The organism is Paenibacillus glucanolyticus NBRC 15330, from assembly GCF_004000885.1.
In the GTDB taxonomy this organism is placed as follows: Bacteria; Bacillota; Bacilli; order Paenibacillales; family Paenibacillaceae; genus Paenibacillus_AQ; species Paenibacillus_AQ glucanolyticus.
The window spans coordinates 77,363-93,168 of the sequence record NZ_BIMC01000019.1 but is presented as its reverse complement, the minus strand read 5'-3'; the positions used below and the strand labels follow the sequence as shown (position 1 = coordinate 93,168).

Genomic DNA, 15,806 nt, shown 5'->3' with positions numbered 1-15,806 from the left:
CCTATTATTAAATTATTTGTTTTATGATAAATTGTACGTACAAGTAGAATCACTCACATTCTACCCCCGCTCCTGAAAAATAGCAAGACGAAAATAAAAAAAGAGCTGTCCCATAGGCTGAAAATGCCGGCCTATATGACAGCCCCTGCTCCCTCAAACTGCATGTTCCCGGTCGCGATAATCCAAGATTCAAGGCAGCTCTATACCGTCAAATAATGCTCAAACTGCTCCATGTCAATGGCATCTTGAACACCTTCGGCTACAACCGTGCCTTTATCCATGACATAAATATAATCCGCTACGCTCCGCACAAACTCGATGCTCTGCTCCACCAGGATAACCGACGTTTCTCCTTTGGCTTTGATCCCGCGGATCACGTCTTGAATTTCCTCCACGATGGACGGCTGAATGCCCTCCGTCGGCTCGTCAAGCAGCAGCACCTTGGGCCGAGAGGCCAGCGCCCTGGCAAAGGCGAGCTGCTGCTGCTGTCCGCCGCTCAAATCTCCGCCCTGACGATGGTACATTTGCGGCAGTACGGGAAACAAGGCTAACACATCCTCCGGAAAAACCTTGCTCCTGGGCACGCATGGCTCAAGCCCGAGCAGCAAATTCTCTTTCACGGTGAGCTGAGGGAATATCTCGCGCCCCTGCGGGACATACCCGATGCCTCCACGCGCTCTTTTGACAGAATCCCAGCCGGTAACCTCCTGTTCTCCCAGACTCATCCGCCCCTGACGGATCTTCAGCTGTCCGGTTAAAGTGCGCATAAGCGTAGTCTTTCCAACGCCGTTGCGTCCGATCAGACATACAACCTTCGCCGGGTCGACTACCATGGATACGCCGCGCAGGACGGCGCTCTCTCCATAACCCGATTCAATGCCCTGCAGCTTGAGCATTGGTCTCCCTCCTTTTGCCCAGATACACCTCGGCAACCATCGGATCGCGCTGAATTTCCGCCATGGAGCCTTCCTTCAGCAGTTTCCCTTCATGCATCACCGTAACCTTCGCGGCAAAAGAACGAACGAAATCCATATCATGCTCAACCACAACAACGGAACATGCCTTGGCGATATCCTGAAGAAGCATTCCTGTCTTCATCGTCTCCTCATCCGTCATTCCGGCTACCGGCTCATCCAGCAGCAGCAATCGCGGCTTCTGAAGCAGCAGCATGCCGATTTCCAGCCACTGCTTCTCCCCATGCGACAGAGAACCTGCCCGAACATGGAGCCGATCAGGAAGCCCGATCTGCTCCAGCACCTTCTTCATCTCGAACGTGGTGCATCGATTTCTCCTTACCTTAAGCGCCCGAAACACACTTCGATCGGGATCGAGTGTCAGCTCCAGATTCTCTTTAACACTCAAGTTTGCAAAAATCGAGGGTGCCTGGAATTTCCGCCCGACACCGAGACCTGCAATTTCATAATCCCGCTTTTTAGTAATGTCCAGGCCGTCCCCCAGCAGCACGCGTCCGGCAGCAGGCCTTGTCTTCCCGCAGATCACATCCAGCATCGTGGTTTTTCCAGCACCGTTTGGGCCGATAAGAAAATGCAGTTCATTCTTGCGAAGCGCCAGATTCATGCCGTTTACCGCCACGAACCCGCCAAAAGTCACCGTGATATCCTCTGCGGACAACACGATTGGTGAAATGCCGATTTCTCTCACTTCTCCACGGACTGGGACGGAAAAATCAACCTTCTTTGCGTACGGCTGCATGGACAGTACCTCCTCTTCGGGATAATGACGAAACCACCTTGCTCCATACTCCTACCAATCCTTTTGGCATCAACACAACCACAATGACAAACAAAGCGCCCAATACGAGCAGCCAGCCTTCCGGGTAGGCTTCGCTGATCCCGGTTTTGGCCGAATTCAGCAGCACTGTACCGATAATCGCGCCGATAAGGGTCCCCCTCCCGCCCAGAGCCACCCATAATACCATTTCAATGGACGGGACAATCCCCATCATGGAAGGGGATATAATGCCTACCTGAAGTACAAACAGCATTCCGGCAAGCCCGGCCAGACCGCCCGAGACGGCAAAAGCAAACGTCTTGTAACGGGAAGGGTCAAATCCGAGAAACCGCACCCGGTTCTCTCCATCCCTTGACGCTTCCAGCACCTGACCCACGCGGCTGCTCACAATCCTTCTGCACAGCACATATGCCCCTGCCAAAGCAGCCAGCGTGATGAAATACAATCCGATTTTGGTTGACGGCGTGTTCAGGTTAAAGCCCAGAATCGAAGGGTATCCCGTCAGTCCGTTCGTGCCCCCCGTCCACTCCTGCTTGCCTACAAACAGCGTGACTACAATCATGACCAGAGCCTGGGTCAGAATCGTAAAGTACACGCCCACGATCCGGTTGCGGAACGTAAAGAAACCGAGAATCAAAGCGAGCAGCGCCGGAAGCAGCATCCCGAGTATCAGGGCAGCGGGAAACGACCGGAAGGGCTCCCAGAACCAGGGCAGTCCCTCCACACCGCTCCAGCTCATAAAATCGGGCAGGGACGTCCCGCTGGCCTCGAGCTTAAGATACATCGCCATAGCATAAGCGCCAAGTCCGAAGAATACACCGTGTCCAAGACTTAGAATACCGCCATATCCCCAGATCAGATCAAGTCCGACCGCCAGAATCGCCAAAGCCAGAAATTTTGTCAACAACCCCAAGCGAAAAGGGGTCATGAACAAAGGAGCCATACACATGAGAAGCAGCAGAACACTCCACAGAATCCGTTTTGTCCGGCTGCCGGGATTTCCTGTCAACCATTTCAGCACCATACCATCCCCTCCTCTCTAATCCAGACTGCGCGTTCGAAGTGCAACAAGCCCGCGAGGCTTCCACTGCAGGAAAGCCACGATTAAGGCGAACACCAGCACTTTGCCGATGGAAGCCGAAGTGTAGGTCTCAAACAGCGTATTAAACATACCGATTCCCAGCGCCCCGGCAACCGTTCCGATCAATTTTCCAACACCGCCAAGCACGACCACCATAAAGGCATCCACGATGTAGTAGGTTCCAATCGACGGACCGATGGGTCCGAGCAGCGTCAATGCGCAGCCGGCAATACCCGCGATACCCGAGCCAATCGCGAACGTGAGACCATCCACACGCCGGGTTGAAATGCCAAGGCATCCCGCCATGTTCCGGTTCTGCATCACCGCTCTCATCCGCCTGCCCTGAACCGTTCGATAAATATAGAGATACATTGCCGTCAGCACCAAGGCCACCAATACAATAATGAACAACCGTTTATAAGGAAGCACGATGCTTGAAGTGATCGCAAGCCCTCCGTTCAGCCAGGATGGGCTGGTTACGGCCACGTTCGGAGCGCCGAAGATGAACCTTGCGATCTGCTGCAGCATCATCCCGACACCCCATGTAGCCAGCAAACTGTCCAGCGGCCTTCCGTACAGGTGCCGAATCAGAATCATTTCAAGCAGCCAACCGATGAGGGCAGCAACCACAAAGGAAACCAGCAGCGCCGCTATGAAATAAGTATCAAACCAGGATTTCGGCATATACGCGGTAAACAAGCCCTGGGTGACATACGTGGAATAGGCGCCGATCATGATCAGCTCGCCATGGGCCATATTAATAACATTCATCAATCCGAACGTCACCGCCAAGCCAAGTGCAATCAATAATAAAATCGAGCTGACACTCAATCCGTTGAACACCTGCAGGATTGTCATTTCCATTTCGGGAGCCTCCTTTCACGAAAAGGCCCGGGAGCCTTTTCGTGCCTACTGCTTTATTCTCCGCTTAACCCCTTCGCCCAATCGTACGTTTTCAGATACGGATCGGGTTTAACAGGTTCTCCCGAGTTCCAGAGCTCTTTAAACTGACCATCTGCCTGCACTTCGCCAATGCGCACCGTTTTGTAGATGTGCTGATTGTCGCCGTCAATAGTGACTTTGCCTTCCGGTGCAGCAAACTCGATGCCTTTAGCCGCTTCCTTGACCTTGGCTACCTCTGTTGAACCGGCCTTCTCTACCGCAGCCTTCCATAAGTACACAGCGGTATATCCCGCTTCGATCGGATCGGCTGTAACCCGGTCGGCACCATACTTCGCTTTGTATTTATCAACAAAGGCTTTGTTCTCCGGCGTATCCGTAGACTGATAATAGTTCCAAGCTGCCAGATGCCCCTCAAGAATGTCAGCGCCGATTCCGCGAATTTCCTCCTCCGCCACGCTTACGGACAACGTGGTCATATCCTTGGAAGTGATGCCCGCATCCTTCAGCTGCTTGAAGAATGCCACGTTACTGTCGCCATTCAGCGTGTTATAGACGATATCGGGTTTCGCCTCTTTGATCTTGGCAATAATCGTACTGAAATCGGTATGACCCAGCGGTGTATATTCCTCTCCCGCAAGCTCCCCTCCCTCTGCAGTCAGCTGTGCCTTGATAATTTTGTTGGCCGTCCTCGGGAACACATAATCCGATCCGAGCAGGAACATTTTGCTGCCCCGATTCTCAAGCAGCCAGGATACCGAAGGCACGATTTGCTGATTGGTTGTTGCACCTGTATAGAAAATGTTAGGGGAAGATTCTAACCCTTCATATTGGACCGGATAAAATAAAAGACCGTTGTTTTGTTCGAAAACAGGGAGCATCGCTTTACGGCTAGCGGAGGTCCACCCTCCGAACACGGCGGCAACCTTATCCTGCTGCAGCAGTTTGCCCGCCTTCTCGGCGAAGGTCGGCCAATCCGAGGCACCGTCCTCGATCACAGGTTCGATCTGCTTGCCCAGCACACCGCCTGCCGCATTAATTTCTTCGATCGCAAGCATTTCGGCATCCTTGACGGATACCTCGCTGATCGCCATCGTTCCGCTTAGGGAGTGAAGAATGCCAACCTTGATTGAATCACCTTTGGCTTCGATTGGCGCGCTGCCGTTATCCGCTCCGGCGTTCGGAGCAGCTTCCTTTTCCGTAACACAGCCTGACATCAAAATGGCGCATAATACAAAAGAGGCCCATCCCTTTACAATTACGCTCTGTTTCTTCATACGCTCCCAACTCCCTTTTTCTGTTTCCGAACATTCTGTCTGCATCTTCTTATCTCTGTTCGTTAATCCACATTATAGTTGCCTTATATTTCCTGTGTCAATAATACTTACATAAATTTATTTCTTTTTTTCATTTTTAGTAAAATCGTCGCAATTTTTCAATATTAAATGTTAATTAACATAACATAAAATCGAAATTACAAATCGAATAATCGTCAATTTTTAATTTATGTAATATATTATCACACAAAAATAAAACAGCCTTTTCTTAAAAAGGCTGTGGTGTAGAGACTATCTATAAAGGTTGTTTATGTTTTTGACTATCGGATGGTCTTCCTGTTTGTAATTGAGATAGGTACCCGATCCGGATAATCCGTAATGATTCCGTCTACGTTAATCTGAAGCACATACGGAATTTGCAGCATATCCCGAATGGTCCAGACAAAGGTTTTCATCCCGGATTGATGGATCTTTTGAACTAATCCCTTGGTGACAAGCCTCATTGAGACATTCACGTATTCCGCGTAAGCCTTCATATCTTGCATTCGCTCCCTGGACAACTCGCCTGAACTGGTGATGACCACGCCAAGCGGAATATCTGGCATCAGTCTATGAAACCGGAGCAGCGCATCCGTGTCTGCCGACTGGACAACAACCATTTCCTTATATCGCTGAGGTCCGTTGGCACCCTTCATAACCTTTTTCAGCCCATCTGCAACCCCTTGCTCAATGCCTGGGTACAAATCAGGCGATTTCAATTCGATCAGCAGCCCGATTCGTCCCCCGAAATGCTCAAGCACCTCCGACAGTGTCGGAATCAATTCGCCTTTGTATTCCGATCCGTACCATGAGCCGGCATCCAGCTGCCGCAGCTCCTGAAAGGTTAAATCCCCCACATTTCCTTGACCGTTCGTCGTCCGATCAACCGTCGTATCGTGGATGACCACCATTTCTCCGTCCTTGCTCATCTGGACGTCCAGCTCCAGCATGTCTGCTCCCATATCAAAAGCTTTGGCAAAGGAGGCCATCGTATTTTCAGGAGCGGCGCCCGACGCCCCCCGATGAGCGATATTGATCCAGGACTGATTGGCGTCACCCTCGGACCCGATCCAGGCTGCCTGTTCTCTTATGTCATGCAAAGGATAATTCGGCACATCGGCAGATATTCGGAAACCGGTAACCATGAGCGCAGCCGTCATGATAACGATCATTTTTTTCATATGCTATCAATCTCCTATTGGAACGAACCCTGCTGATTCATAATAGATACCTAGCTTAGACTCAAGTTGAACCAGCTTTCGTTATCACTTCTGATGCTAATTCTTCCCTATACAGCCGAATTTCAGTCAGCCGGATTTCCCCTTACAGATAGATCGTGCAGAGCCTGGAGGAATCATTTTTGTGCAATTAATATTTTTGGTATTGTAATATGAACGTAAATGGAGTAATTTGTACTTATATGAACATTATTTGATTTATTTACAATAGAATAACGAGGAGATGAATGATAATGGAAAGACGTTATGCCTCACACCCTAATGAAGTGAAACAATTTGACACGGACCGGCTCCGCAAGGAATTCCATATTCCCGCCCTGTTCACACCTGACAAGCTGGAGCTTGTCCTTACCCATGAAGACCGTTTGATTATTGGCGGTGCTGCTCCGGTTCGGGAACCCATCACACTGGAAACCGACCTTAAAGAGCTGGGCGTTTCCTCTTTCCTGGAGCGTCGTGAGCTTGGCATTATTAATATTGGCGAACATGGAACCGTACGGGTGGACGGCACGGAGCACGAGCTCAGCAACAAAGAATGTCTCTACGTTGGCATGGGGGCGGAAGAAGTCATTTTCACAAGCTCGGATCCTGAACATCCTGCCAAATTCTATTTGAACTCGGCTCCGGCGCATCAAACCTTCCCGACTGCCAAAGCTACCCTTGAAGAAGCCGATTCCAGCGCATTGGGCGATATCAAAACCTCCAATGATCGTGTCATCTATCGGTTTATTCACCAAAAAGGCATTCAGAGCGCCCAGCTCGTGATGGGTATGACCCTGCTGAAGGAAGGAAATATGTGGAACACCATGCCTGCCCATACCCACCCAAGACGCATGGAGGCCTATCTGTATTTTGATTTGCCGGAAGATGCGGTTGTCATCCATCTCATGGGTCAGCCAAACGAGACACGGCACATCGTGATGCGCAATGAACAAGCCGTGATTTCGCCAAGCTGGTCTATCCACAGCGGAGTAGGCACAAGCAATTACACCTTTATCTGGGGTATGGCCGGAGATAATAAAAGATATGATGATATGGACCCCGTGTCCATGAAGGATTTAAAATAGAGGGGATTCATCATTAAGCTACGGAAGAGTTGAGATTCATATGAACCCGTTACGACGCTATGAAAAAATAATGGAATTCCTTCTCACCCACAAAGAAGTGACTGTCGCGGATTTGAGCCAGCAGCTGCAAGTGACAGGGAAAACAATTCGCGAGGATCTGACCAAGCTGGAGGAACAAGGACTTGTCGTTCGTGTGCACGGCGGAGCTGTCCTCGCGCACAGCGATCAGTTTGGCATCCTGCCATCCAAAGAGCCGCTGGCAAAGAATCGGGACGAAAAGACCGAGATTGCGCTAAAAGCACTGGCCCATATCAACATCGGCGACATCATTGCACTGGATGGAGGCAGCACCACACTGGAGATTGCCCGCAGACTGGATGATGTGCCCTTAACAGTCATCACGAACGATGTGTACATCATCAGTGAGCTGGCCACCAAGAACAACATCCGGCTTGTGGTTCCAGGCGGCTACCGGGTAAGGAACATGCTTGCAGGTCCTGAAGGCGTATCGTATGTGAAGCAGTTGAACATTCAAAAAGCCTTTATCTCGGCTACCGGCGTTCATCTTGATCATGGATTGTCCATTTACACCGGGGATCTGATCCCGTTCAAGCGTGCTTTAATCGAAACCGCGCTTTCGGTTTATGCCGTTGTTGACCACCATAAATTCGGTCAAACCGCACTGAGGACCTTTTCCACCCTTCAGGAAATAAGCGGCATCATTACCGATACAGGCCTGCCCTCCGATACGATAAAACAATATGATGCAGCGGGTGTCACCATGCTGTAACTCGCTTGCTTGAAAGGAAACACTCGAGCAAGCCACTTAATTTCAACCTTATGAATTGAACAAAATGAGAGGGGATGCTGTGCATGAACAGGTTTGATTTATCTGGCAAAACCGCAATCGTAACCGGATCTGCTCGCGGTCTTGGGCAAGGAATCGCGATTGCCCTTGCCGAAGCCGGTGCGGATATCGTCGCCGTGTCCATGAATACGAGCGCGGAAACAATTGAGGTGATCACATCTTTTGGCAGAAAGGCTTCTAAGATCAGGGTGGACTTAAGTGACCAGAGCCAACTGCAGCATACCTTCGACCAAGCGCTGGAGCTGACGGGACACGTGGATATTCTGGTGAACAACGCCGGCATTATCCGCCGGACGCCGGCCAAGGATCATGCTGCCCAAGATTGGCTCGATGTAATGGATCTGAATCTGAACACCGTATTTATGCTGTCCCAACTGGCAGGCAGACATATGATTGAGCGCGGCAGCGGTAAAATCATCAATATTTGCTCCATGCTTTCCTATCAAGGCGGAATCAACGTACCCGGCTACACCGCAAGCAAACATGGTGTCGCCGGTTTGACCAAAGCGCTGGCTAACGAATGGGCGGCCAGCGGCATCCAGGTCAACGGAATTGCCCCAGGATACATTGAAACCGATAACACGGCAGCTATCCGCCAAGACGAGGACCGCCGCGCTTCCATAACGGATCGCATCCCAGCCGGTCGCTGGGGTAAACCTGAGGATATCGGCGGACCTGCTGTCTTCCTAGCTTCCGCCGCTTCGGATTACATGAATGGACATGTGCTTTGCGTTGACGGCGGATGGATGGCCCGCTAACATCAATACACGGTTCAACCTGAACCTGATGTTATCATAAAGCTCCTACTGTACGGACATTTATAAGGTTACGCCTTCTGCTGCTATTATGCGCAGAGATAGCGTAACCTCTTTTTTTGTAATTGCCCCCTCTCTTTAAATGATTCAACTCTCCCGATCCTCACTAAAGTCCTGACATTTCACGAATATACGAACCATCCTTTGGGACATGCTAACTTTACGATATGGGCCTCGAAGGACCTTGAATAAAGAAAGGATGGTTTGGGCGTCATGCGCGGAACAAAATCGATACAACGTATCCGTTTGCTCTCCCTGTTCACACTGATCGGTTCCATTATGCTTGCCGGATGTACGGTCAACAGCAACGACCGGGTGCCAACCCCGAATATGGGTGTAAATCCGTACCGGGTGAACACCGGCTACCTGCTTCGGAATGCCGTGGAGCGCGGAACCTTGCGAATTGCGACAGAACGGGATTATCCCCCCTTCAGCTACCATGGAACAGGTGGAAGACTAACCGGGTTTGATGTGGAGGTTGCCGAAGAGGTTGCACGTCATATGGAATTAAAGGCAGAATTTGTGGAAACCGAGTGGAAGAATCTGCTGCCGGGTTTAACGGAAGGCAAATATGATGCGGTATTTAACCAAATCGAAGACCGCCCCGACCGGAGGGCACTTTATGATTTCTCCGTAGCTTATCTGTCCTCTACTCCGGTTCTGCTCGTGCGTTCAGACGAAGATCAGGTCCGTACCTTCCCGGATATTAAGGGAAAGCGCGTTGGTCTGAACCCAACAGGAACCTATAATGATATTGCCAAGAAACATGGGGCGATAATCGTTCCGGTCAAATATATATATGACGCAGCCCGTATGCTCGCAAGGAGCGAGCTTGACGCCATAATTTCAGACCCGCTGTCTGTGACCAACCTGAAGCAGCAGTTTCCGGATATGCCGGTTACTACCGTTCAATCGGCCAACCAGGCGTTCGAGGTCTCTGCCGCCTTCGTAAAAGGCAATCCGGATCTCGTAGCCGCCGTTGATAACGCTCTGGCTACCATGCAGCAGGACGGAACCTATCTGACCATATGGAACAAATACTTTGGAGATGCTCCATCAAGTTACAAAGGCATTCATGATCGCAAGAATAAGTAAAAATGGCTAGTGAATCTTGAGGATAACCATGCACCACTTTCGAAATTGTCATCTCACCAAAAAAAGACGCCTGCTCCGCTGGTTACCAGCAAAGCAGGCGTCTTTTTATCGTGCATATTAGGATTCTTCGGTTGTCTCTTCCGCATTCGCTTCCTCAGTACCTGCGTTCTCGGTCTCTGCAGCCTCCACAGCGCGGGGCACGATGACACTTGCCAGCACTTCCTCCTCCGATGCGTGTAAGGTAATGCCCTTCGGCACTTTGATATCCGCAACGGTGAGTTTGTCCCCAATCTCCAGAGCGGATACATCCACTTCAAGGGTCGAAGGCAAATCACCCGGCAATCCTTCTACGTCTATCGCATTCAGCTGGGTTTGCAGAATACCGCCCGACTTGGTGCCGACAGCAGTCCCCTGAAAATCCACTCCAATGCTGACGCGAACCGGCTTGTTCATCGAGATCCGCAGGAAGTCCACATGGGAGACATTGCCGCGTCTCTTCTGAATGTCCTTAATCAACACCGGGATTTTACCGGAGCCTGGAATATCAAGCTGGAACACCTCTGAGCGGCCCGTATGGAACAGCTTGGACGTATCTTTGAAATCAACAGCTACAGGGATGCTTTCCTCGCCCGCACCGTATACGACACCGGGAATTCCACCATTCTCACGAAGCACACGGCGAGAAGCCCGCGTAAATTCATTTCGAACATCGGCTTTGAGTTGAACGTTGTTTCCTTTTGACATGAGTGACATCCTCCTTTATCGAAAACAAAGTCTATCTCATTATTACCCTATTTAGCTGCTAACTAATCATGCAAAAAAGATGTTTTGCAATTCAAGTCAGAGGGTAATACATGGTACCCCTTTTGAAAATATAAAAACGGGAGCCCCCTCTTCAAAAATGAAAAGGAGGCTCCTTATTTTTTTGCGCTGAAGATGTTTCAACTGGCCATATCCCGCTGACCTTTCTTGTTGAATCCTTCGTCCTTCCCGCTTCGAAGTGAAAACCGGACTTCCACTTCATCTGGCGGAATATCGATAAACCAGTCATTCTCGCCTTCCCGATCCTCCCAATCGTTAAGCCTGACGATGCAGCCGACCCGCTTGGTTCCGGAAGCGACATGGAAGACCACCCGGGCTTTACCGCTGCTGCCCTGGGTAAACAGCACACTGCCATCCTGTACACCCGTTCCCCATACCCATACGTTCCAGCCATCATACGCCTGGTCACGTCTCTCGTACTCAACCTCAACGGTGACGAGCCCCTTCTTCATTTCGGTTCTATCCTCATATAAAACCATCAGGGATAGTCCTGGCACGGTGACGGCCCCTTGATCCGACGTCTCAATCGTCTCGGTTCCTGCATGTTGTTCATTCACAACGATATTCCAGCGATACAGGGTCGGCGGGAGATCAACCGTCATTTCATGTTCATTCCCGTTAACGACAACCACGATCTGGCTCCAGCTGTCACCTGCAGCACTATTCATGAGCCGGTAGGCGATAATCCGGTCGCTGCTGCGCAGCACCTCCATATACTCTTCGATCTCTTCTCTTGTGGTCATACGAAATGCCGGGTGGGCTTTCCGCAGGGCGATAAGACCCTTGTAATAGTCAAAGACGGGTCTGAAGCGTTGTTTGTTGCTCCAGCGGATCGCATTAATGGCGTCCCCGCTGCGGTAGCTGTTATGATCGCCGAATTTCGTGCGAAGCAGCTCATCACCGGCATGCAGCAGGGGAATCCCCTGGGAGAGAAGCACGATGCCATTAGCCAGCAAGCTGCGGCGAACAGGCACTGCCCGCATCACATCTTCATCCGATACACCGGCATATGGATTTGAAGCAGCCGTTGCCTGCCATACATCGCCGCCGTCTGGCAGCTTCCCGTCCATCAGATGCAGCAAACCCGCCTGCTGCTCCATCCCTTCTGCAATTAAGATTTTGTCCCACAGGTTTAAATTATCGTGAACTGTGACGTAATTAACCGTCTCGCTCGGATGAAGGGCAAAATCATGGATGGACCCCATCATCCCTTCCACAACAGCCCCTTCATACCACGGCTCGCCAGTAGCAAACCCCCGGCCCCGCCCGTCATTGTCGCCCTTGATGGCATGCCGGAAATGATCATTGAATACAGCAAAGCCTTGATCACGCTGACTTCCCTTGACGGTCTGCTCCGTCAGCGGGCTCATTCCCCCTGTCCAGGGTTCACCATAAAACAGAAGAGAGTTATCCACCTCATGACGTAGCTCGCTTACAATCTCTCTCATCGTAGTGGTATCGATCAAAGCCATCAGGTCAAACCGAAATCCGTCGATATGAAATTCTTCGGCCCAGTATCTTAGAGAATCCTTAATATATTTGCGCACCATTGGTTTCTCCGTAGCCAGCTCATTCCCTACGCCGGAGCCATTCGACAGGGCACCGCTTACGTCCTTCCGGTAGAAATACCCCGGAGCCAATCGTTCAAAGGGACCATCATCCACTGTATACGTATGGTTGTAAACCACATCCATCACGACACGGATTCCCCTCGAATGCAGAGCCAGGACCATTTCCTTCAGCTCCCGAATGCGTGAGGCAGGATCTGTGGGGTCTGTGGCATACGATCCTTCAGGCACATTGTAATTCTGCGGATCGTATCCCCAGTTATACTCTCGACTCAAATGGCCTGTTGCATATCCATCCAGCTCGTTAACCGTTCTAAAGTCAAATATCGGCAGCAGGTGCACATGCGTTACGCCCAATTCTTCAAGATGATCCAGCCCAACCGCGTTCCCGCCCATATCCCGCAGGCCGCCCTCTGTAAAAGCCTTATACTTTCCTCTATATTTCATTCCCGAATCGGCATGGATCGAGAAATCGCGTACATGCAGTTCGTAGAGCACCGAATCCGTAGGCTTAAGCAGCTCGGGTCTAACATCCAGCTCCCAGCCTGGAGGATTGCTTTTTGCCAGATCAATTACAGCGCCGCGGCTGCCATTAGCCGAGACGGCTGTTGCATAAGGGTCAACGGCATAACGGACAGTGCCGTCCGTTGACTCGATTTTGAACATGTAATAGGTTCCATGCAGATCCCCGTTCACTTTAGTCGACCATACACCTTCATCATTCCGGTCCATACCGTATAAGGTACCGCCCTCGTGATCTGTCACGAACCCCTGAGGATCATACTCTCCTGCACCTTCATACAAAGCCAGCGACACATGAACCGCATCCGGAGCCCACACCAAAAAGGCAGTCCCTTCTCTGCGATAAATCGCTCCCAGCTTCAGACTCGTGCAGCTCTTGATCATGTCCATACTCATCATCACCGTCACTTTTAAGTAGATTTACTTCCTAGTATGGGCGCCTGAATCATAAGACAGACCTCTAGCACATGAATTTTAGAACGCTTTCATATATCATGGTATGCCAAAAGCCCTGATTTGGTTTGGGTTTGAAGCCAAATCACTATATATTTAGGCTATTATACTAGCAATTATGCCAGCTGTCTTTCTTTTGATCAAAAAAAACATCTGCCCAATGGACAGATGTTATCAAGGTCATATATTTAAACGTGGAAAAAGTTTTGTAGAGTCCCTAGAGAAAACCCGGTGCTTCATCAGGTGTTCCAAATTCTTCGATCAGGCTCATCCGCCTTATTCGGCTGCAGCCTCTATGGATTCGACCAGAGATACAACTTCCTCTGCGGTACCCATCTCGAGCGCTTTGGCTGCGAGGGCCTGCATATCGCTGCGGGACAGCTTCCCGATCTGGCTGCGCGCTGGCAGAATGGATGTGGCGCTCATGCTGAACTCATCCAGACCCAGACCGAGCAGAATCGGAATCGCTGTAGAGTCACCAGCCATTTCACCGCACATCCCAACCCAGCGACCCTCGCGATGAGCGGCATCGATGACCATTTTGACCAATCGCAGAATCGCCGGATTGTATGGCTGGTACAGATAGGCCACCCGTTCATTCATGCGGTCAGCCGCCATCGTATACTGAATAAGGTCATTGGTTCCGATGCTGAAGAAATCAACCTCTTTGGCAAACTGATCGGCCAGCACGGCGGTGGATGGAATCTCCACCATGATCCCCAGCTGAATCTCCTCGGATACCGGAGTGCCTTCGCTCACAAGCTTGGCCTTCTCTTCTTCCAAAAGAGCTTTCGCTTCACGGAATTCACTCAGTGTCGCTATCATTGGAAACATGATGCGCAGGTTGCCGTGGACGCTCGCACGCAGCAGCGCGCGCAGCTGTGTTCTGAAGATATCCTGACGGTCCAGGCACAGCCTTACGGCGCGGAATCCGAGGAACGGATTCATTTCCTTCGGCAGATCCAGATATGGCAGCTCCTTGTCCCCGCCGATATCGAGGGTACGGACAACAACCGGTTTGCCTTCCATTTTTTCCAAAACCGATTTATAAGCGACATATTGGATCTCTTCCGAAGGAAGTTTGTCTCTGCCCATGTACAAGAACTCGGTACGGTACAGTCCTACTGCTTCCCCGCCATTATCCAGTACGCCAGCTACGTCATTCGGTGTCCCGATGTTGGCAGCCAACTCCACATGGATTCCGTCCTTGGACACGGTCGGTTCAGAGCGAAGTTTCTTCCACTCCTCGATCTGTTTGGCGTAGGCTTCCTGCTTCGCACGGTATTGCTCCAAGATAGCTTCAGTAGGATTAATAATGACATCCCCTTCAAGTCCATCAACGATGATCCAATCCCCGTTTTGAACCGAGGAGAGCACGTTCTTCGTTCCGACAACGGCCGGAATTTCAAGGGAACGGGCCATGATGGCCGAATGCGAGGTACGTCCGCCGATATTCGTAGTGAATCCCTTAACGTACTTGCGGTTCAGCTGTGCCGTATCCGACGGAGTCAGGTCTTCTGCAACCACGATGACTTCTTCGCTGATCTCCGAAGGGCTGACATAATTCAGTCCCAGCAGATGCTTGAGAATCCGTTTGGTTACATCGCGCATATCGGCCGCCCGCTCCTGCAAATAGGCACTCTTCATGTTCTCGAACATTTGAATGAATTGGGTAGCCGTTTCATTCAATGCAAACTCAGCATTAACCGATTCGGAAGCGATTTTCGCCTTGACCGGCTCAATCAGTTCCGGGTCATTCAGGATGAGAAGGTGAGATTCGAAAATCTCCGCCTTCTTCTCCCCGAGCTCCTGAAGTGTGCGGGCTTTGATCGCCTCGAGCTCAGCCTGAGACTGAGCCAGTGCTGCATCCAGCTTCGCGAGCTCGGCATCCGTATCCGTCACTTGCTTTTCGGTGACCGAATAGTCAGGATGCTCAAGTGTAAACGCCCGTGCAATCGCGATGCCCGCAGATGCCGCGATTCCTTTCAGATTATTCATGAACCTCTCCTAACCCTTCGTTCACCATCACTTCTTGAAGTGCTGTAAGCGCCTCGCTCTCATTGCCGCCTTCTGTGATCAGTGTCAAAGTGTCACCTTGCTCCAGTCCAAGAGACAGAACGCCCAGAATGGATTTCAGTGTTACTTTTTTGCCGTTAGCTTCAGCGAATGAATTCGTGTCTTGAAATTTATTAGCTGTGTTTACCAATGCTGTTGCCGGGCGTGCGTGGATTCCATCTTCGTCAATAATTCTGAATGTTTGTTGCATGTTCATCATCCTACTTTCGTAAAGTTATTTTTTTATGATTCCT

The 15,806-nt window shown here is 50.7% G+C and carries 14 protein-coding genes; 4 read left to right on the top strand and 10 right to left on the bottom strand.

All coding sequences use genetic code 11. The features are described from left to right. Positions 1-200: 200 nt before the first annotated feature. From urtE to PGL02S_RS22370, 6 genes are all read right to left on the bottom strand, one after another. Positions 201-896, bottom strand: coding sequence for an urea ABC transporter ATP-binding subunit UrtE (gene urtE, locus PGL02S_RS22395; protein WP_006208907.1), 696 nt, complete (start codon positions 894-896; stop codon positions 201-203). Next, positions 874-1,713 carry an urea ABC transporter ATP-binding protein UrtD gene (urtD, locus tag PGL02S_RS22390; protein ID WP_006208906.1) on the bottom strand — a complete coding sequence of 280 codons (840 nt, stop codon included), beginning with the start codon at positions 1,711-1,713 and terminating at the stop codon, positions 874-876. Before urtD ends, urtE begins: the two co-directional genes overlap by 23 nt. Beyond that, complete coding sequence (gene urtC, locus PGL02S_RS22385) at positions 1,688-2,776, bottom strand: urea ABC transporter permease subunit UrtC (RefSeq protein WP_036643021.1); 1,089 nt, start codon at positions 2,774-2,776, stop codon at positions 1,688-1,690. The genes urtD and urtC overlap by 26 nt, the downstream gene beginning before the upstream one ends. 15 nt (positions 2,777-2,791) lie before the next feature. Further along, a complete protein-coding gene (urtB, locus tag PGL02S_RS22380; RefSeq protein ID WP_036643019.1) occupies positions 2,792-3,697 on the bottom strand; it encodes an urea ABC transporter permease subunit UrtB in 906 nt (301 codons plus the stop codon). Positions 3,698-3,750: 53 nt separating this feature from the next. After that, positions 3,751-5,010 (bottom strand): urea ABC transporter substrate-binding protein, encoded by a 1,260-nt coding sequence (gene urtA / locus PGL02S_RS22375; RefSeq protein WP_006208904.1) that lies wholly within the window; start codon positions 5,008-5,010, stop codon positions 3,751-3,753. A 320-nt stretch (positions 5,011-5,330) separates the two neighbouring features. Further along, entirely contained in the window at positions 5,331-6,230 is a 900-nt protein-coding gene (locus tag PGL02S_RS22370) for a glycerophosphodiester phosphodiesterase (RefSeq protein WP_036643018.1), read from the bottom strand. Between the two features lie 290 nt (positions 6,231-6,520). On the opposite strand from PGL02S_RS22370, the gene kduI reads away from it, so the two are divergent. The 4 genes from kduI to PGL02S_RS22350 all read left to right on the top strand — a co-directional run bounded on the left by kduI (position 6,521) and on the right by PGL02S_RS22350 (position 10,132). Next, entirely contained in the window at positions 6,521-7,354 is an 834-nt protein-coding gene (gene kduI, locus PGL02S_RS22365) for a 5-dehydro-4-deoxy-D-glucuronate isomerase (protein WP_036643017.1), read from the top strand. A gap of 40 nt (positions 7,355-7,394) precedes the next feature. Next, positions 7,395-8,144 carry a DeoR/GlpR family DNA-binding transcription regulator gene (locus PGL02S_RS22360; protein ID WP_036643016.1) on the top strand — a complete coding sequence of 250 codons (750 nt, stop codon included), beginning with the start codon at positions 7,395-7,397 and terminating at the stop codon, positions 8,142-8,144. 83 nt (positions 8,145-8,227) lie between these two features. Beyond that, positions 8,228-8,980 (top strand): 2-dehydro-3-deoxy-D-gluconate 5-dehydrogenase KduD, encoded by a 753-nt coding sequence (gene kduD / locus PGL02S_RS22355; RefSeq protein ID WP_036643014.1) that lies wholly within the window; start codon positions 8,228-8,230, stop codon positions 8,978-8,980. A gap of 270 nt (positions 8,981-9,250) precedes the next feature. Next, positions 9,251-10,132: a transporter substrate-binding domain-containing protein gene (locus PGL02S_RS22350; protein ID WP_036643011.1), complete on the top strand. Its 882-nt coding sequence runs from the start codon at positions 9,251-9,253 to the stop codon at positions 10,130-10,132. 117 nt (positions 10,133-10,249) lie between these two features. On the opposite strand, the gene PGL02S_RS22345 is transcribed toward PGL02S_RS22350, so the two are convergent. The 4 genes from PGL02S_RS22345 to PGL02S_RS22330 form a co-directional block, all read right to left on the bottom strand. Next, a complete protein-coding gene (locus PGL02S_RS22345) occupies positions 10,250-10,876 on the bottom strand; it encodes a 50S ribosomal protein L25 (RefSeq protein ID WP_036643008.1) in 627 nt (208 codons plus the stop codon). Between the two features lie 197 nt (positions 10,877-11,073). After that, the gene (pulA, locus tag PGL02S_RS22340) at positions 11,074-13,434 is read right to left on the bottom strand and encodes a type I pullulanase (protein ID WP_228030099.1); all 2,361 of its coding nucleotides are present in this window, start codon (positions 13,432-13,434) and stop codon (positions 11,074-11,076) included. Between the two features lie 339 nt (positions 13,435-13,773). Beyond that, a complete protein-coding gene (gene ptsP / locus PGL02S_RS22335) occupies positions 13,774-15,495 on the bottom strand; it encodes a phosphoenolpyruvate--protein phosphotransferase (protein ID WP_036643006.1) in 1,722 nt (573 codons plus the stop codon). Next, the gene (locus PGL02S_RS22330) at positions 15,488-15,763 is read right to left on the bottom strand and encodes an HPr family phosphocarrier protein (protein ID WP_006208895.1); all 276 of its coding nucleotides are present in this window, start codon (positions 15,761-15,763) and stop codon (positions 15,488-15,490) included. Before PGL02S_RS22330 ends, ptsP begins: the two co-directional genes overlap by 8 nt. Positions 15,764-15,806: the final 43 nt, after the last annotated feature.